General features: G+C 74.6%; 15 protein-coding genes and 1 pseudogene. 7 read left to right on the top strand and 9 right to left on the bottom strand.

The genetic code is table 11. From position 1 onward, the window contains the following. Positions 1-26: 26 nt before the first annotated feature. On the top strand, positions 27-1,568 hold the full coding sequence (locus ACOTKD_RS32430; protein ID WP_424892562.1) for an ATP-dependent DNA ligase: 1,542 nt from the start codon (positions 27-29) through the stop codon (positions 1,566-1,568). On the opposite strand, the pseudogene ACOTKD_RS32425 reads toward ACOTKD_RS32430, so the two are convergent. Together ACOTKD_RS32425 and ACOTKD_RS32420 are read right to left on the bottom strand one after the other, a co-directional pair. Further along, positions 1,558-1,743 (bottom strand): annotated as a pseudogene (locus tag ACOTKD_RS32425) (hypothetical protein); the annotation flags it as partial. The gene ACOTKD_RS32430 and the pseudogene ACOTKD_RS32425 overlap by 11 nt on opposite strands. A 444-nt stretch (positions 1,744-2,187) precedes the next feature. Then, the gene (locus ACOTKD_RS32420) at positions 2,188-2,601 is read right to left on the bottom strand and encodes an ankyrin repeat domain-containing protein (protein ID WP_424892561.1); all 414 of its coding nucleotides are present in this window, start codon (positions 2,599-2,601) and stop codon (positions 2,188-2,190) included. Between the two features lie 343 nt (positions 2,602-2,944). Here ACOTKD_RS32420 and ACOTKD_RS32415 point away from each other — a divergent pair, with 343 nt between their 5' ends. Further along, a complete protein-coding gene (locus ACOTKD_RS32415; RefSeq protein ID WP_030365431.1) occupies positions 2,945-3,139 on the top strand; it encodes a hypothetical protein in 195 nt (64 codons plus the stop codon). A gap of 50 nt (positions 3,140-3,189) precedes the next feature. Next, positions 3,190-4,731: a hypothetical protein gene (locus ACOTKD_RS32410; RefSeq protein WP_424892560.1), complete on the top strand. Its 1,542-nt coding sequence runs from the start codon at positions 3,190-3,192 to the stop codon at positions 4,729-4,731. Positions 4,732-5,327: 596 nt separating this feature from the next. Here the strand turns inward: ACOTKD_RS32410 and ACOTKD_RS32405 are convergent. Then, positions 5,328-6,851, bottom strand: a complete 1,524-nt coding sequence (locus ACOTKD_RS32405) for a PLP-dependent aminotransferase family protein (RefSeq protein WP_424892559.1) — start codon at positions 6,849-6,851, stop codon at positions 5,328-5,330. Positions 6,852-7,004: 153 nt separating this feature from the next. On the opposite strand from ACOTKD_RS32405, the gene ACOTKD_RS32400 reads away from it, so the two are divergent. Continuing rightward, the gene (locus tag ACOTKD_RS32400; RefSeq protein WP_424892558.1) at positions 7,005-7,670 is read left to right on the top strand and encodes a YczE/YyaS/YitT family protein; all 666 of its coding nucleotides are present in this window, start codon (positions 7,005-7,007) and stop codon (positions 7,668-7,670) included. A gap of 256 nt (positions 7,671-7,926) precedes the next feature. Beyond that, positions 7,927-8,301 (top strand): RNA polymerase-binding protein RbpA, encoded by a 375-nt coding sequence (locus tag ACOTKD_RS32395; protein ID WP_004948858.1) that lies wholly within the window; start codon positions 7,927-7,929, stop codon positions 8,299-8,301. 72 nt (positions 8,302-8,373) lie between these two features. On the opposite strand, the gene fxsA is transcribed toward ACOTKD_RS32395, so the two are convergent. From fxsA to ACOTKD_RS32370, 5 genes are all read right to left on the bottom strand, one after another. Then, the gene (gene fxsA, locus ACOTKD_RS32390; protein WP_424892557.1) at positions 8,374-8,973 is read right to left on the bottom strand and encodes an FxsA family membrane protein; all 600 of its coding nucleotides are present in this window, start codon (positions 8,971-8,973) and stop codon (positions 8,374-8,376) included. A gap of 70 nt (positions 8,974-9,043) precedes the next feature. After that, positions 9,044-9,805 (bottom strand): polyprenol monophosphomannose synthase, encoded by a 762-nt coding sequence (locus ACOTKD_RS32385; RefSeq protein ID WP_424892556.1) that lies wholly within the window; start codon positions 9,803-9,805, stop codon positions 9,044-9,046. Further along, positions 9,802-11,547 carry an apolipoprotein N-acyltransferase gene (lnt, locus tag ACOTKD_RS32380; RefSeq protein ID WP_424892555.1) on the bottom strand — a complete coding sequence of 582 codons (1,746 nt, stop codon included), beginning with the start codon at positions 11,545-11,547 and terminating at the stop codon, positions 9,802-9,804. Before lnt ends, ACOTKD_RS32385 begins: the two co-directional genes overlap by 4 nt. A 512-nt stretch (positions 11,548-12,059) precedes the next feature. Next, positions 12,060-13,703: an amidohydrolase gene (locus ACOTKD_RS32375; protein WP_424892554.1), complete on the bottom strand. Its 1,644-nt coding sequence runs from the start codon at positions 13,701-13,703 to the stop codon at positions 12,060-12,062. A 77-nt stretch (positions 13,704-13,780) separates the two neighbouring features. After that, positions 13,781-14,224: an Lrp/AsnC family transcriptional regulator gene (locus tag ACOTKD_RS32370; protein WP_030365423.1), complete on the bottom strand. Its 444-nt coding sequence runs from the start codon at positions 14,222-14,224 to the stop codon at positions 13,781-13,783. Between the two features lie 208 nt (positions 14,225-14,432). Between ACOTKD_RS32370 and ACOTKD_RS32365 the strand changes: the two genes are divergently transcribed. Further along, a complete protein-coding gene (locus ACOTKD_RS32365; RefSeq protein WP_364899967.1) occupies positions 14,433-14,810 on the top strand; it encodes a hypothetical protein in 378 nt (125 codons plus the stop codon). Between the two features lie 54 nt (positions 14,811-14,864). Here the strand turns inward: ACOTKD_RS32365 and ACOTKD_RS32360 are convergent, their stop codons facing one another. Beyond that, positions 14,865-16,037, bottom strand: a complete 1,173-nt coding sequence (locus ACOTKD_RS32360; protein ID WP_424892553.1) for an acyl-CoA dehydrogenase family protein — start codon at positions 16,035-16,037, stop codon at positions 14,865-14,867. 346 nt (positions 16,038-16,383) lie between these two features. Here ACOTKD_RS32360 and ACOTKD_RS32355 point away from each other — a divergent pair, with 346 nt between their 5' ends. Beyond that, complete coding sequence (locus ACOTKD_RS32355) at positions 16,384-17,622, top strand: glycoside hydrolase family 18 protein (RefSeq protein WP_424892552.1); 1,239 nt, start codon at positions 16,384-16,386, stop codon at positions 17,620-17,622. Positions 17,623-17,630: the final 8 nt, after the last annotated feature.

The raw sequence follows: 17,630 nt of genomic DNA, 5'->3' as shown, positions 1-17,630 counted from the left end.
GGGTGCGCCCGTAGCACGATGAAGGCATGCTCCTCGCCGATGTCGCCCGCGTGTCCGCCGAGATGGCCGCGACACCCGCGCGGTCGGGGAAGACCGCCCTGCTGGCCGGCCTCTTCCGCGGCGCGGACCCGCACGAGGCGCCGGTCGCCCTGACGTACCTGTCGGGGCGGCTGCCGCAGGGCAGGGTCGGCATCGGCTGGAGCGCGCTGCGCGACGCCCCCGCGCCCGCGGCCGTCCCCGTGCTGACCGTCGCGGAGGTGGACCGGGCGGTCGACGCCCTGGCCGCCGTCGCCGGCAAGGGCGCGCAGGCCGAGCGGCGCCGCCTGGTGGACGCGCTGATGTCCGCGGCCACCGCGGAGGAACAGCGCTTCCTGCGGGGCCTGCTCGGCGGGGAGCTGCGCCAGGGAGCCCTGGACGCGGCTGCGGCCGAGGGGCTCGCGGCCGCCGCCGGCGCGGACCCCGCCGAGGTGCGGCGGGCCGTGATGCTGGGCGGCTCGCTCGGCGCGGTCGCCCGGGAGCTGCTGGCGCGGGGCCCGGCGGCGCTCGCGGACTTCCGGCTGGAGGTCGGTCGCCCGGTGCTGCCGATGCTGGCGCACACCGCCAAGGACGTCGACGAGGCGCTGGACCGGCTCGGGCCGTGCGCCGTCGAGGAGAAGCTCGACGGCATCCGCGTCCAGGTGCACCGCGACGGCGGTTCCGTACGGATCTGGACGCGCCGGCTGGAGGAGATCACCGAGCGGCTTCCCGAGCTCTGCCGCGCGGCACGGGAGCTGCCGGTGTCGTCCGCCGTGCTCGACGGCGAGGTGATCGCGCTGGACGCGGAGGGCCGGCCGCGCCCGTTCCAGGAGACCGCGGGCCGGGTCGGCTCGCGGCTGGACGTGGCCGGGGCGGCGGTGACGGTGCCGCTGTCGCCGGTCTTCTTCGACCTGCTGGCCGTGGACGGCCGCGACCTGCTGGCGGTGGACGCGGCCGGGCGCCACGCGGAGCTGGCGCGGGTGGTGCCCGGGCCGCTGCGGGTGCGGCGCCTGGTGGTCGCGGACCCGGCGGAGGCCGCAGCCCGCGCCGCGGCACGGGACTTCGCGGAGGCGGTGCTGCGGCGCGGCCACGAGGGCGTGGTGGTCAAGGCGCTGGACGCGCCCTACACGGCGGGGCGGCGGGGCTCCGCGTGGCTGAAGGTGAAGCCGGTGCACACGCTGGACCTGGTGGTGCTGGCGGCCGAGTGGGGGCACGGGCGGCGCACGGGCAAGCTCTCGAACCTGCACCTGGGCGCGCGGCGGCCGGACGGCTCGTTCGCGATGCTCGGCAAGACGTTCAAGGGCATGACGGACGCGATGCTGGCGTGGCAGACGGAGCGGCTGCGGGAACTGGCCGTGAGCGACGACGGCTTCGTGGTGACGGTGCGGCCGGAGCTGGTGGTGGAGGTCGCCTTCGACGGCCTGCAGCGGTCCTCCCGGTACCCGGCGGGGGTGACGCTGCGGTTCGCGCGCGTGGTCCGGTACCGGAAGGACAAGCGGGCGGAGGAGGCCGACACGGTGGATGCCGTGCTGGCACTGGGCGCTACGGGTTGACGTTCACCGTGGAGGGACAGGGCCGCCGCGGCTTGTCGTCACCCTTGAGCTTCGCGTCGAGGCAGCCGCCGGGCAGGTCCTCGTACGCCTTCGTGCCGAAGTTGGCGGTGACGGTGAGGGTGCCGTCGCCGAAGGCGGTGCGCTGGACGCCGCGGTCGCCGGTCAGCGTGCGGAAGTCCAGTGACGGCGCCGGGGGCGGTCGCGGACGGCGCGGAGAGCTCCACGGTGCCGCCCGTGGCCGTGCGGGCGGTGACGCGAAGGGTGGCGGTGTCGACGGCGGCGGTGCCGCGCACGGGGATGTCGACGGACCGGCCGTGCACGCGCACCGCTTGCGCGGGCCCGGCCGCGGCGTGCGCGGGCCCGGCGAGGGTGAGGCACGGAAGGGTGGCGGCCAGCACGAGGGCGGCGGCGCGGCAGGTGTTGAGGGGCACGGGGAGTTGATAGCGAGCGGAGCCAGGAGGGTTTTAAGAGGCGGCTGTTGGGGCGGCTCACCGCAGGGCTTCCCGGGGGCCGCGCCGGGCCGCCGGGAAGGCGTGAACGGCCGGTCCGGCGGTGCCGGACCGGCCGTCGCGGACGGGTACGGTCCCCGCCGGAACGGCAACGGCGGCCCCGCGCGGGCTCACTCGCCCCGGAAGAGCTCCAGCAGGTCCTGCCGCCCGAACACGCCCGCCGCCTCCACCGCGGACGGCGCTCCCGCCGAGGGGTCCGCGCCGTGCGCCAGGAGCGTGCGGACGATCTCGTCCTCGCCCTTGAAGACGGCGCCCGCGAGGGGCGTCTGCCCGCGGTCGTTGGGCCGGTTCGGGTCCGCCCCGCGCTCCAGGAGGGCCAGGACCGCGTCGAGGTGGCCGTGGTAGGCGGCCAGCATGACCAGCGAGTCGCCGCGGTCGTTGGTGAGGTTGGCCGGCACGCCGGCGTCCACGTAGGCGGCGAGCGTGTCGGTGTCGCCGTGGCGCGCCAGGTCGAAGACCTTGGCCGCGAGCTGGAGCACCTCGGGGTCGTGGGCGGGCTCGGCTTCGGGGGTCTGCTCGGTCATGGGTCCGCGGTCCTCCGGTCAGTGCGCACGGGTGCACGCGATATCGGTGTACCCCCACCCTATGTACGGGCGCCGCGCGCTGTCCGGCAGGCACGGACGCGCCCGTTCGGGTGAATCACCGGACAGCTGCGCGGGAAGTCTCGCAGCCGGTCGGCGCCGGTGCGGGAGGGCGGCCCGCCGCCCCGGACAGGCGGTTTGCATTTTTGCGGGCTCTTACCACCCCTCCGTCGATCACGACGAGGGCCCCACTGATCGAACTGCGCTGTCTTTTTTTCGCATTAATACTTTCCGTGAGTCCTGAGGCGCTCATGGTGAACCCCTCGACCCACTCAGGAGAAACGTCATGATCCTGTCCATCTCCGGCGTCGTGCTGTTCGGTGTCATCGTCTTCCTGTTCTTCCGCAAGGACAGCCTGAAGGCCAGCCACGCCATCGTCTGTGCCCTCTTCGGCTTCTACCTCTCCAGCACGGCCATCGCCCCCAGCATCAGGGCCGGCAGCGCCAGCCTCGCGGGGCTCCTGGGCGGCCTCAAGTTCTGACCCCGCACCGACCGGCGCCCCGGCCGCGACCCCCGCAGGAGGAGACCGACGTGGACCCACGACAGCTCCCCCGCACCCTGGCCGGCGGCCGGCCCGTCGCCCGCGGGCAGGAGCTCGCGCGCACGGCGGCCGACGGCGCGGCCGACATATTCCACCCGCTCTGCGTCATCGCGCGCGGCCTGCGCGTCCTGGCCGCCGGGGCGTGGCGCAGGTGGCAGCGGACACCGGGCGACCGCCGCGGCCCCACGCTGCTGCTCGCGGGTTCGTGCACGGCCATCGTGATGCTCGTGCCGTACGGGCCGCTGCTCGCCGGCATCGCCCTCATGACGCTGGCGGCCTGGGCCGGGCGCGACCGCGACCCGGCGTACGAGACGGTCCGCGAGAGCGAGGGCGAGCGGCTCCAGGCGCTCTACGAGGCCCTCGTGCCCTACCTGTCCGTCCCCGAGGACCCGGCGCCGCTCTACGCCCACGACGGCGACTGGGAAGAGGCCTTCCCCGCCCACTCCTTCGACCACGGGGGCCGGCTCGTCTCCCTGGAGCTGCGCTACCCGGCCTACTTCACCGACGGCGAGCCGGAAGCCCGGGCCAGGATCGAGCAGTTGCTCCAGATGAAGGCCGGGCGGGGGCGCGAGTACCGGTTCGACTGGGACGCGGAGGCCAACCGCCTCCACGTGCACGTGCTGCCCGCCCTGCCCGCCGACATCTTCGCCCAGCGGTTCGTGACCGCGCCCGGCGAGACCGTCCTCGGCTTCACCGACCCCGGCGCCGTGCACCGCACCCTGCCCGTCTTCGACGGCACCGACCGCCGTGACGAGCCGCCCGTGCTGTGGCGCACGGGCCCGCGCTCCACGGAGCCGCACCTGCTGGTCCTCGGCCGGCCCGCCGCCGGCACCAGCACGCTGCTGCGCTCCCTCGCCCTCCAGGCCCTGCACCAGGGCGACGTCGTGGCCGTCGACGGCAGCGGGTCAGGCGAGTTCTCCTTCCTCCGCGGCCGGGACGGCGTCCTGGCCGTCGAGTCCTCGGCCGCCGGCGCCCTCGCCGTCCTCGAATGGGCCTCCCACGAGACCGAACGGCGGCTCATGACGGCCAACCGCGCGCGCCAGGAGGGCCACCAGCCGCCCGAGGACGTCCGCCGCCCCCTGTGGATCGTCGTCGACCGGCCCACCGCGCTCGGCCACCTGGCCGCGGCCGAGGGCCGGGCCGACCCCCAGGTGCTGCTGCAGGTGCCGCTGCGGCACGGGCGGATCGCGAACGTCACGGTCGTCCTGGGCGATCACCTGGACGACGCGGCGGCCCAGTTGGCGGAACCGGTGCTCGCGCTCACCCGCGCCCGCGTGCTGCTGGGCGCCGTCACCGACGAGCAGGTGCGGGCCGTGCTCGGCGCCCCGCCGCGCACCACGCCCCCGCCGGAGGCACCGCCGGGGCGCGGCTACGCCCGCCTGGGCACGGGCCCGGTGCACCGGCTGCAGGTGCCGGCGACGCCCGACCCGTACGACGAGGAAACGTCCGACCACGAACGCCTGGCCGTCCTGGCCCTCCTCCCGTCCGGCGGCCGCCCCGACGACGACCCCCTCCCGGCGGGAGCGGCGTAGCCACTCGCCCCGGTCCGGCTCCGCCGCGGCGACGTGGCCCGGCGGTGCCGCGCACTCGGCGGTGACCGTGTACCGGGCCGCTCACCCCGGCTCCGCCGCGACGAGGACACGCGGACCGCAGACCGGCCCGCGCACCCCCACTCCGCCGCGACGGCGCAACCCCCGCAACGCGGCCCGGCGGTGCCACACCCGCACCAGCCAGGCCCGGCACCGCCGGACAGGCCGCAGCTGGCTGATCGCCGCCGCGGCGGGACGCAGGCACGGCGACCGTAAACCGGCCTGCGCCTCCCACTCCGCCGCCACGGCGCGCAACCCCCCGCGACGCGGCCCCGCGGTGCCGAACACACACCAAACAGGCCCGGCACCGCCGGACAGGCCGCGGCTGGCTGCTCGCCACCCCGGCGGGACGCAGGCCCGGTGACCACAAACCGGCCCGCGCCTCCCACTCCGCCGCCACGGCGCGCAACCCCCCGCAACGCGGCCCGGCGGTGCCACACCCGCACCAGCCAGGCCCGGCACCGCCGGACAGGCCGCGGCTGGTTGCTCGCCGTCGCGGCGGGAACAAAGCGCCGCGGCACCCGCGCTCCGGACCGTCCTCAGGCCACGAACGTGCGCGGTGCCTCCACCGCCGCCGTCGCGCCGCTCGCCACCAGGCGGGCCGCCTCCGCCAGGCGGGACGCCGCTTCCTCCGCGACCGCGCCCGTGACGGTGAACGGCAGGCGGACGTAGCCCTCGAACGCGCCGTCGACGCCGAAGCGCGGGCCCGACGGCACGCGGACCCCTAGCCGCTCGCCCGCCTCGGCGATGCGGGAGCCGGACAGGCCGCCGGCGCGGACCCACAGCGTGAGTCCGCCGCGCGGCACGGTGAACTCCCAGTCGGGCAGGTGGCGGCGGACCGCCGCCACGAGCGAGTCGCGGCTCTCGCGCGTCGTCGTCCGCCGTATCCCGACGGCGGCGTCCCAGCCGTCGGTGGTCATCAGCCAGGTGACGGCGAGCTGTTCGAGGACGGGCGTGCCGAGGTCGGCGTACGCGCGGGCGGCGACGAGGCTGCGGATCACGTCGGGCGCGGCCCGCACCCAGCCGATGCGCAGCCCGGCCCAGAAGGACTTGCTGGCGGAGCCGACCGTGATGACGGCGCTGCCGGCGGGGTCGAAGGCGCAGACGGGGCGCGGCAGTTCCAGGCCGGGCTCCAGGCAGAGGTCGGCCATGGTCTCGTCGGCGACGAGCAGGGTGCCCGCGGCGCGCGCCGCCTCGACGAGCTGCCGGCGCTGCTCCTCGGTGGCGAGGGCGCCGGTGGGGTTGTGGAAGTCGCCGATGACGTAGGCCATGCGGGGGGCGGCGTCGCGCAGCACCTGGCGCCAGGCCGGCAGGTCCCAGCCGGCGAGGCCGTCGCCCATGGCGACGGGCACCAGCCGGGCGCCGGCCTCACGCATGAGCTGGAGGACGTTGGCGTACGAGGGCGAGTCGACGGCGACCCGCTCGCCGCGGCCGGCGAAGAGCCGGCAGATGGCGGCGACGGCGCCCATGGCCCCCGTGGTGATCATGATCTGCTCGGGCATGGTGGGCACGCCGCGGGCGGTGTAGCGGTCGGCGACGGCCTGGCGCAGGGCGGGCAGGCCGGCGGGGTAGTCGCCGTGGGTGGCCGCGTAGGGCGGCAGCTCCTCCAGCGCGCCCTGGACGGCGCGGCCGAGCCAGGGCTCGGGGGCGGGCAGGGCGGCGCAGCCGAGGTCGATCACGGAGCCGGCGGCCTCGGGGGGCAGCGGGTCCAGGGCGCGGGTGGGCAGCGGGTTGCCCGCGGGGACCGCGGTCCAGCTGCCGGCGCCGCGCCGGGATTCGAGGAAGCCCTCGCTGCGCAGGGCCTCGTAGGCGGCGGCGACGGTGGTGCGGCTGACGGAGAGGGCCGCGGCGAGCTCCCGCTCGGCGGGCAGCCGGGCGGCGACGGGCACGCGCCCTTCGAGGACGAGGAGCCGTATGCCGTCGGCGAGCGAGCGGTAGGCGGGGGCGCGGCGGCCGCCGAGGGGCGTGACCGTGCCGCGGACGCCCTGCGCCTCGCGGTCCCGCTGCGAGCCGAGGAGGCGCGCGAGCTTCTGCGCACCCACCGACGAGGTCCAATGACTCATCTGAATCGGTCCACCTTTCGGGGATTGGCCATGGATCTTCCGTCCACCTGTTCTCCAGACTGACATGCGGCAGGCCACTTGCACCACTGCGGGTGGCCGCTCAGTGTGCTGTGCGCGTGCTTTCGGGGCCGCGCCGACCGTCAGGAGGAACCGTTGTCCGCATCAGGGGGACCGTCGGGAGGGGCATCCCTCACCCGCCGGCTGCTGCAGCTCTACGTCGGGCTCGCGCTGTACGGGGTGAGCGGCGCGCTGCAGCTGCGGGCGGGGCTGGGGCTCGCGCCGTGGGACGTGCTGAACCAGGGCGTCGCGCGCCACACGGGCATCTCGATCGGCGCGGCGTCGATCGCGATCGGCGCGCTCGTCCTGCTGCTCTGGATCCCGCTGCGGCAGCGGCCGGGCCTGGGGACGGTCTCGAACGTGCTGGTCATCGGCCTGGCGATGGATGCGACGCTGAGCGTGGTGCCCGATCCGCGGTCGCTGTGGCTGCGGATTCCGCTGCTGGGCTTCTCGGTGGTGCTGTGCGCGGTGGCGACGGGGCTGTACATCTCGGCGCGGTTCGGCCCGGGCCCGCGGGACGGGCTGATGACGGGGCTGCACCGGCGCACGGGCCGCTCGGTGCGGCTGGTGCGGACGTGCATCGAGGTGGTCGTGCTGGCGACGGGGTTCGCGCTGGGCGGCTCGGTGGGCGCGGGCACCGTCTTCTACGCCCTGGCGATCGGCCCGCTGTCGCAGTTCTTCCTGCGACGGTTCGCCCTTCCGGAGCGGACTGCTCCGGCTCCCGCGGTCCCGGCCGGGGAGAAAGTTCCGGACCTGGTTTAGGCCAGACCGAAGCGGCCCGGTAGTGTACGCCTTCGACCCACCGAACGAACCGTTACTGCACGCTAAAGCGACAGAAACGCAGGGTGACATCCGTTGCCAGATGTGACAAAACGGGCGTTGGTGGGTACAACAAGGGGCGGCACGACGGGCGACGCATGTCCCTCAACGGGAATCTTCACCGCCGACCGGACGTTGACCGGATGACGACGACAGCGACACCTGTCCTGTGGGCGACTAAGCCCGGGAGGCACGATTCATGAGTGAGCGAGCTCTCCGCGGCACGCGACTTGTGGTTACCAGCTACGAGACCGACCGCGGCATCGATCTGGCCCCGCGCCAGGCGGTGGAGTACGCATGCCCGAACGGCCATCGATTCGAGATGCCGTTCTCGGTAGAGGCGGAGATTCCGCCGGAGTGGGAGTGCAAGGCGTGCGGCGCCGTTGCACTCCTGGTGGACGGCGACGGTCCTGAGGAGAAGAAGGGCAAGCCTGCGCGTACGCACTGGGACATGCTCATGGAGCGGCGTACCCGCGAGGAGCTGGAGGAGGTGCTGGCCGAGCGGCTGGCGGTCCTTCGTTCCGGCGCCATGAACATTGCCGTTCATCCGCGGGACACCCGCAAGTCCGCCTGAGCGGGCACCACGCAGTACCCACAGGGCCCGGGCCACTGCCGAAGCAGTGGCCCGGGCCCTTTTGCGCGTCTCTCAGCGCGGCAGCTGCGGGCCGCCCGGGCGCGGGGCGGGCGGCTCGTCGTCACGGATGACCTCGCCCTGGACCACCTTGCCGCCGGGCCCGCCCGGTCCGGCCGGGCCGCCCATGCCCATGCCGCCCAGGTCGGCGCTGCGGGCCTGCCGGAAGGCGTCCCCGAGCGTGCCGGGCGCCGCCGGCCGGCCCAGCCACCGCTCCCCCGCCTTGCGCAGCAGGGCGCGGGTGGGCGGGAAGAGGCAGAGCAGGCCGGCCGCGTCGGAGAGCAGCCCGGGCAGGATGATCAGCAGGCCCCCGAGCATCGTGAGGGCGTTGCCGCCGGTCTCCTGGCCGGGCCCGGCGGTCGCGGCGCCGGGCTGCAGGGAGACCGTGAGCCGCTTCCAGGCCCGCCGCCCGGCCCGCTTGATCACGTAGGAGCCGAGGACGACGCCACCGGCCAGCAGGGCGAAGACGGTCAGGCCGCCGGCGGCACCGGCCACCAGCGTGAGCAGCCAGATCTCCAGGACGGCCCAGAGGGCCACTCCCAGGGGGATGAGCCTGCGGGCGCGCCGCCGCTGCGGCGGGCGGCCGTTCATCGTCTGCTGTGCTCCGAACGTCATGCCTCAAGTGTGCCTGGCCTGCAGCGGAAGCCGGGGGCCGCGCTTATGACCCGCTTACGCCGCAGGCGGGCTACTTGCGGCCGAGCGCCTTGCCGACCCGGGAGCCGACGCCCCAGGAGGTGACCCGCCACAGTGCCTCGGCGACGATGTCGCGGCTCATCTTGCTGTCGCCGAGCTCGCGCTCGACGAAGGTGATGGGCACCTCCACGACGTGGAAGCCGGCCTTGACGGCGCGCCAGGCCAGGTCGACCTGGAAGCAGTAGCCCTGGGAGGCCACGTCGTCCATGCCGAGGCCCTCCAGGGTCTCCCGGCGGAAGGCCCGGAAGCCGCCGGTGACGTCGCGGATCGGCACGTCGAGGAGCAGCCGGGAGTACGTGGAGCCGCCGCGGGAGAGGAACTCGCGCGACTTCGGCCAGTTCACGACCCGGCCGCCGGGCACCCAGCGGGAGCCGAGCACCAGGTCGGCGCCCTTGAGGGCGGTGAGCAGGCGGGGCAGCTCCTCGGGCTGGTGGGAGCCGTCGGCGTCCATCTCGACGAGCACGCCGTAGCCGTGGTCGAGGCCCCAGCGGAAGCCCGCGAGGTAGGCGGCGCCGAGCCCCTCCTTGCCCTTGCGGTGCAGGACCTTGACGTGGTCGTCCTCGCCCGCGAGCTCGTCGGCGAGCTTGCCGGTGCCGTCGGGGCTGTTGTCGTCGGCGACGAGGACGTGCGCCTCCGGCACGGCCGACCGCACCCGGCCGACGATGCTCTTGATGTTCTCCGCCTCGTTGTAGGTCGGGATGATCACCAAGGTCGTGCCGAGCGGACCGAATCTCCGCTGCCCACCGTCGTTCACTGCTGGCCTCTCTTTTCCGGCTCGTCCGTCCGTCCCCGACGGCCGATCAGGAGTGCGGCCGCACAGGACAGAAGGCCCACCATAGCGAGCGCCCATTCGGGCGCCGCACCCACGCGGTCGGCCACGGTCGTCCCGTCCCGCAGGGGGAGGGTGGCGCTGATCACGTCGCGGGTGAATTCCTCGCTCCGCTGCTGCACCGCGCCGTCCGGGGCGACGACGGCGCTGATGCCGCTGGTGGCGACGGTGACGACGGCGCGGCCGTGCTCGACGGCCCGCAGCCGGGACATGGCCAGCTGCTGCTCGGGCTGGCCGGTGCGGCCGTAGGTGGCGTTGTTGGTCTGGACGACGAGGGCACGGGCACCGGCCTTGACGGTGTCGCGGACGATCTCGTCGTAGGCGACCTCGAAGCAGATGACGTCGCCGAGCCTCGCCGGACCGATCTGCATCACTCCGGTGTGGTCGCCGGGGTAGAAGTCGCGCTGGACGCGCTGGAGGCGGGTGATGACCTTGCTCAGGGCGCTGCGGAAGGGCACGTACTCACCGAACGGCACGGGGTGCTGCTTGGCGTAGGAGGCGCCGGGGCCGGTCTTCGGGTCCCAGACGATGCCCTTGTTGTCGATGTAGCCGCTCCGGCCCGGGTGGTCCACCAGGGCGCCGACGAGGACGGGCACGCCCACCGCCTTGACCGCCTCCTCGATGCGGTCGTAGGCCTGCGGGTACTGGAAGGGGTCGAGGTCGGAGGAGTTCTCCGGCCAGATGACGAGGTCCGGCTTCGGCACGCGGCCGGCCTTGACGTCCCGGGCCAGCTGCAGGGTGGCCTCGACGTGGTTGTCGAGGATCATCATCGGGCGGCCGAGGAAGTCCATGCCGGCGTGCTGGACGTTGCCCTGGACGAGCGCCACCTTGACCTCGTCGCGGGCCTTGACCGGCACGGGCACCGCGTGGCCCGCGAGCAGCACGGCGACGGCGAGGGCCAGCGCCTCGACGCCCGGCAGGACCGCCCGGAACCGGCCCGTACCCGAGGCCGTGCGCAGCTTCGGGGCGACGGTGACGGCGTACGCGAGGAGGCCGCCGGTGAGGGCGACGGCGAAGCTCACCAGCGGGGCGCCGCCGAGGGCGGCGAGCGGGGTGAACGGCGAGCCGGTGTTGGCGAAGGCGAGCCGGCCCCAGGGGAAGCCGCCCAGCGGCAGCCGGTCGCGGGCCAGCTCCTGCGCGACCCACAGGCAGGCGCCCCACAGCGGCCACGCGGGCAGCCGGGAGACGAGGGCGAGGGCAGCGCCGAGGGCGGCGACGAACAGCGCCTCCGCGAGCGACAGGCCGGTCACGGCGTCGTAGCCGACGACGTGCAGCCAGCGCAGCAGCACGAAGAAGAAGGGGAGGGCGAAGGCGAAGCCGGTCCAGGCGGCCTGCCGGGCGGTGCGCCCGCGGGTCAGCAGGGCCAGCGCGGCGACGGCCACGACCGACAGCGGCCACACGTCGTAGGGCGGGAAGGACAGGGCGAACGCGATGCCGGAGAGCGCGGCGATCCCGGTGCGGGCCGCCTCGCGGCGCGCGAGCCGGGCGAGGCGCACGGCCCGGCGGGGGCGCGCCCGCGGGGCGGGCGCGGTCTCCTCCGCGGGCGTCTCCCCCGCGGCGGTCTCCCCCGCGACGGGTGCGGTCTCCTCCGGGGCGGCCGGGGAGCGCTCGTCGCCGGGGGCGGATGCCGCGTCGGCTCCGGCGGTGGTTTCGGGACCCGGGGGCACGGGCGAGCCTTCCTGCTGTCTTGCGGTGGTGAGCCCGACGGTACATCGCTCGGGGCACCGTGCCCGCCCTGGGTGCGCGCGCAGGGGCGGAGGAAGGCCGGGAGCGGGGGTGGGGCGAGTGGGGGCCCGGCGTCCTTCGGGCCGACCTGGGACCCGCTGGCTGCGGGTCGACCGAGAGCCGTTGTCTACTGAACGTCCGGGCCCCACCCGGGTCGCACCTGCCGGCCCGGCGGCACCTCCCTGCCCCCGTGCGCTGGAACCTGGCTGCCAGTGGCGGTGGCCGCTCCCCGGCGCACCGCCCCATGGCCCAGCGGCGTTCGACGACTGTGTGGAAGTGCACCGGCCGGACGTCCTGTGGTGGACTCCGCAGAACCTACCGGCCGCCGCCCGGACCCTGTCAACACCTCTGTGACCTGGGGACATGCACTAAATCAGCAGGTCAGTACGGCGAGTGATCACGGGCGGCGACAGGCCGACCTGTCATCGTTCGGCGGTACGCACCGCGCGCGGAGTCACTCGTTCGGACGCTCGTAGACGGTGTGCCCGCCCACGACGGTGCGCAGGCAGACCGGGAGCCCGGTGCCGGGGGTCAGGTCGGGCAGGCCCGGGGTGCCCGAGCGCGGGTCCGTGGACCAGCTCGCCACGCGCTCGTCCGGCACCTGCACGACGAGGTCGCCGGCCCGCCAGACCGCGTAGTCGGCGGGTGCGCCGGGCACGAGGACGCCGGCGTCGTCGCGGCCGGTGGCCCGCCAGCCGCCGCGCGTGTGCGCGGTGAACGCGGCCCGGACCGAGATCCGGTGCTCGGGGGTGCGGTGGAAGGCGGCGGCGCGGACGGTGCCCCACGGGTCGAGCGGGGTGACCGGGCTGTCGGAGCCGAGGGCGAGCGGGACGCCGGCGCGCAGCAGGGCCGCGTACGGGTTGAGGGTGCGGGCCCGCTCGACGCCGAGGCGCCGGGCGTACATGGCCGTGTCGCCGCCCCAGGTGGCGTCGAAGGCCGGCTGCACGGAGGCGGTGAGGGCGAATTCGGCGAAGGCCGCGATGTGCTCGGGGGTGAGCATCTCGGCGTGCTCGACGCGGTGCCGGGCCGCGCGGACGCGGGCCAGGCCCAGCTTGTCGGCCGCGGCGCGGACGCCCTCCACGACGGCGGTCAGCGCGGCGTCGCCGATGGCGTGGAAGCCGGCCTGGATGCCCGCCTCGGTGCACGCGGCGACGTGGGCGGCGACGGCGGCGGCGTCGAGGTGGGCGGTGCCGGTGCTGCCGGGCAGGTCGGCGTACGGCTCGTGGAGGCACGCGGTGTGCGAGCCGAGGGAGCCGTCCACGAAGAGGTCGCCGGCGGCGCCCGTCGCACCGAGCTCGCGGATGCGCTCCGCGTCGTTCGCGGATGCGACGGCCTCCGCCCAGTAGCCGACGACGCGCGGGCCCGGGCGGCCGGCGGCGAGGCGCAGCAGCCCGGTGAAGTCCTCGGTGCCGGAGATCTGCGGGCCGGCGCACTCGTGCACGGAGCCGATGCCGAGCGAGACGGCGCGGTCGAGCGCGGCCGTCTGGGCCGCGGCGCGCTGGGCGGGGGTGGTGCCGGCGTGCGCGGCGGCGCGCACGGCGTGGTGGGCGTCGCCCGTCAGAGGCGCCTCGGCGTCGTATCCGGCCAGGCCGGCGAGGCCCGGCACGAGGTCGAGCAGGGCCGTGGTGACGACGGCCGAGTGGACGTCGGACCGGGTGAGGTACAGCGGCCGGCCGCCGGTGGCCTCGTCCAGCTCGCGGCGGGACGGCGGGCGCTGCTCGGGCCACGCGCTGGCGTCCCAGCCGTGGCCGAGGAGGACGCCCTCGGCGGGGCGCGCGGCGGCGTGCGCCCGGATCCGGTCGAGGGCCTCGGCCAGGGAGCGGGAGCCGGTGAGGTCGAGGCCGGTGAGCGCGAGGCCGGTGGCGGTGGTGTGCACGTGTGCGTCCGTGAACGCGGGGGTGACGAGGGCACCGCCGAGGTCCACGACCTCGTCCACTCCTTCCGCGAAGGAGTCCGCGGCCCCTTCGGAGCCGACCCAGGCGACGGCGCCGCGCTCGACGACCATGGCCGTGGCGAACGGGTCGGCGGGGCTGTGCACGTCGCCGTTGCGCAGCAGTACGGTGCGCGGCTTGTCCTGGGATGCGTGGGGCTCGGTCATGGGGATCAGTCTCTCCCACCCGGGGCTCCGCCCCGGACCCCGGTCCGCAGTGGCCGGACGGGCCCGTCACCGGGCGGTCAGCCGACCCTCGGCGGCCGCGCCTCGTACGGCGTCGACAGCACGATCGTCGTCCGCGTGGACACCCCCGCCAGCGACCGGATCCGCGCCAGCAGGTGCTCCAGCTCCAGCGGCGTGGCCACCCGCACCTTGAGGATGTAGTTCTCGTCGCCGGCGACGCTGTGACACGCCTCGATCTCGGGGATCTCGGCGAGCCGGTCGGCGATGTCGTCGGGAGCGCTGGGGTCGAACGGCTTCACCGAGATGAACGCGGTGAGCGGCAGCCCGACCGCCTCGGGGTCGACGACGGCCGCGTAGCCGCGGATGACGCCCCGCTGTTCGAGCCGGCGCACGCGCTGGTGCACCGCCGAGGTGGACAGGCCGGTGGCCTTCCCCAGGTCGGTGTAGCTCATCCGCCCGTCCTTGACGAGCAGTTCCACGATTTCTCTGTCCAGCTCCTCCACGCGGATCAACCTACTGGGTCCGGGCCGGAGCGGCACAGTCGACGGCTCCACGGGGGCGCATGACCACGCACAAAGGCATGTGACGAACAACACAGATATGCACCCGTGTCCTCCGTGATGCGGAGATTACCCGGCTCGTGACGCGGGAAGTGCTTGCTGTGGCCGAGGCCGAGACGCCTGGCCGGCCAATCCGAGGGGGAGAAAGACTATGCCCAGCCTGGAACGCCTGAACGAAGGCGACGGCAGCCCGTACGAGCCCTATGAGGTCGACACCACCACGATGTTCCGGGTGACGTGCCCGGACTGCGCGCGCCCGATCGCGCTGCTCCCCGACGAGGACGTGCTCCCCGAGCACGCGCTGTGCCCCTCGCCGTGGAATCCCTTCGGGCTCACGGTGTGCCCCGGCTCGGGCCGCGCCATGGAGGACGCGGCCGCGGCGGACGAGTCGCCGGACGGCCTGGAGTTCGACGCCGCGCTGATGCTCACGCTGCCGGAGAGCCTGGACTGGCGGACGCAGCCGTTCTCCCACATCGGGGGTCCCGGCTCGCGCCCGGTCCGCGTTCCGGAGATGCGCCGGCCGTCCTGACGCGGGAGCGTCGCCGGCGGGCGGGCCGTGCGGGCCCGTCCGCCGTGCCGGTGCTCAGCGGCTCTCGGGGCCGGCCAGGTGACGGGCGATCACCATGCGCTGGATCTGGTTGGTGCCCTCGACGATCTGCAGGACCTTGGCCTCGCGCATGTAGCGCTCGGCCGGGAAGTCCGCCGTGTAGCCGTAGCCGCCCAGCAGCTGCACGGCGTCGACGGTCACGCGCATCGCGGCGTCGGTGCAGAAGAGCTTGGCCATCGCCGCCTGCCGGGAGAACGGCAGGCCCGCGTCGCGCAGCCGGGCCGCGGCGAGGTAGAGCGCGCGGCCGGCCTCGATCTGGGTGGCCATGTCCGCGAGCATGAAGCGCAGGCCCTGGAAGTCGGCGACCGGCCGGCCGAACTGCCGCCGCCCGGCGGTGAAGGCGAGCGCCTCGTCCAGCGCGGCCTGGGCGACGCCGATCGCGCAGGCGGCGATGCCGAGGCGCCCGGAGTCCAGCGCGGACAGGGCGATCGCGAAGCCCTGCCCCTCCTCGCCGATGCGGCGGGCGTCCGGCACCCGCACGCCGTCGAAGTGCAGTTGGGCCGTCGGCGAGCCCTTCATGCCCATCTTGCGCTCGGGCGCCGCGGCGGACAGGCCGGGGGCGTCGCCGGGGACGAGGAAGGCGGTGATGCCGTGGGCGCCCTCGCCTCCCGTACGGGCCAGCACGGTGTAGAAGTCCGCGATGCCGCCGTGGGTGATCCAGGCCTTGGTGCCCTCGATGGTCCAGGTGTCGCCGTCGCGGGTGGCACGGGTGCGCAGCGAGGCGGCGTCGGAGCCGGAGGAGGGCTCGGAGAGGCAGTACGCGCCGAGGAGGCCGCCGCCGAGCATGCCGGGCAGGTGCTCGGCCTGCTGCTCCTTGGTGCCGTAGCCGGCGAGCGCGTGGCAGGCGAGGGTGTGCACGCTGACGCCGAGGCCCACGGTGAGGCGGGCGGCCGCGAGCTCCTCCAGGACCTGGAGGTAGACCTCGTAGGGCTGGTCCCCGCCGCCGAACTCCTCGGCGTAGGGCAGCGCGAGCAGGCCGGAGGCGGACAGCAGCCGGAAGACCTCGCGGGGGAAGCGCCCGGCTTCCTCGTCCTCGGCCGCGGTGGGTTCGATCTCCCGCTGCACCAGGTCGCGTACGAGCGCGAGCAGGTCGCGGGCCTCCTCGGTGGGCAGCTGTCGTTCCACCGGCTGCGGGCCGTGGTCGGTCATGGCGGCGCTCTCCTCCCTGTCGGGCGCTGCGGCGTAGGGCGCGCAAGGGTGTGGCGCCGTCGCCGGTGATGCCCAGCCGATGATCCCGTGCCGGGTCGCGGCACCGGATGACCTGCGGCTGTGGCGGCTTGGAGTATGCCCGATCGGCGGGCCGACGTCACGGGTTGACAAGTCGCGCACCAGGCACAACGGGCTTGTGACGGAGTCGTGAACGGGGATGGTCCAAACCATTGACCGCACTGGTCCAGACCTTCTATGGTCCTGGACACGCTTAGCGCGTCCATGTCAGTTCATGCCCAGGTCACCCCCGCAGAGCAGCTCTCCCCACCCCCACCGAGGAGAACCGATGCCCGCACGACCGCGTACCCTCCTGGCCGCCTTCGCCGCCGCCGGGGCCCTGATCACCACGACGCTCCTCACCGGTCCGGCGAACGCCTCCCCCGCCGCACCCCCGGCCGCCGGAGCCGACGACACCGCCGCAGGCCGCAAGGTCGTCGGCTACTTCACCAACTGGGGCGTCTACGAGCGCAATTACCACGTCAAGAACATCGAGACGTCCGGCTCGGCCGACCGGCTCACCCACATCAACTACGCCTTCGGCAACGTCGCGGGCGGCAAGTGCGCCATCGGCGACTCCTGGGCCGACTACGACAAGGCGTACGACGCCGCCGGCAGCGTCGACGGCAAGGCCGACACCTGGGACGACGGCGCCCTGCGCGGCAACTTCAACCAGCTCCGCAAGCTCAAGAAGCTGCACCCGGGCCTCAAAGTGGTCTGGTCCTTCGGCGGCTGGACCTGGTCGGGCGGCTTCGGCGAGGCCGCCCGCAACCCGGCCGCCTTCGCCGAGTCCTGTTACGGCCTCGTCAAGGACCCGCGCTGGGCCGACGTCTTCGACGGCATCGACATCGACTGGGAGTACCCCAACGCCTGCGGCCTCACCTGTGACACGAGCGGACGCGAGGGGTTCGTGAAGCTGATGGCCGCGCTGCGCGACAAGTTCGGCACGCGCAACCTCATCACGGCCGCCATCACCGCCGACGCCTCGGACGGCGGCAAGATCGACGCCGTCGACTACGCGGGCGCCGCCCGCTACGTCGACTGGTACAACCCCATGACGTACGACTTCTTCGGCGCCTGGGACGCCAAGGGCCCCACGGCCCCGCACTCCCCCCTCACCTCCTACAGCGGCATCCCGAAGCCCGGCTTCACCACGGATGCCACGATCACCAAGCTCAAGTCCCTCGGCATCCCCTCCTCCAAGCTCCTGCTCGGCATCGGCTTCTACGGCCGCGGCTGGACCGGCGTGACCCGGTCGGCCCCCGGCGGCACGGCCACCGGCCCCGCGAAGGGCACCTATGAGGCGGGCTTCGAGGACTACAAGGTCCTGAAGGCCAAGTGCCCGGCCAACGGCACGGTGGCGGGCACGGCCTACGCCAAGTGCGGCAGCGACTGGTGGAGCTACGACACCCCGTCGACGATCGCCGGGAAAACGGCGTACAAGAACCGTCAGGGGCTCGGCGGCACGTTCTTCTGGGAGCTGAGCGGCGATACGGCGGACGGCGAGCTGATCAGGTCGATCGGCTGACGCCGGGC

Source organism: Streptomyces sp. XH2 (assembly GCF_049725035.1).
Lineage (GTDB): Bacteria > Actinomycetota > Actinomycetes > Streptomycetales > Streptomycetaceae > Streptomyces > Streptomyces roseoverticillatus.
This window is presented reverse-complemented; position numbering and strand designations above follow the sequence as displayed.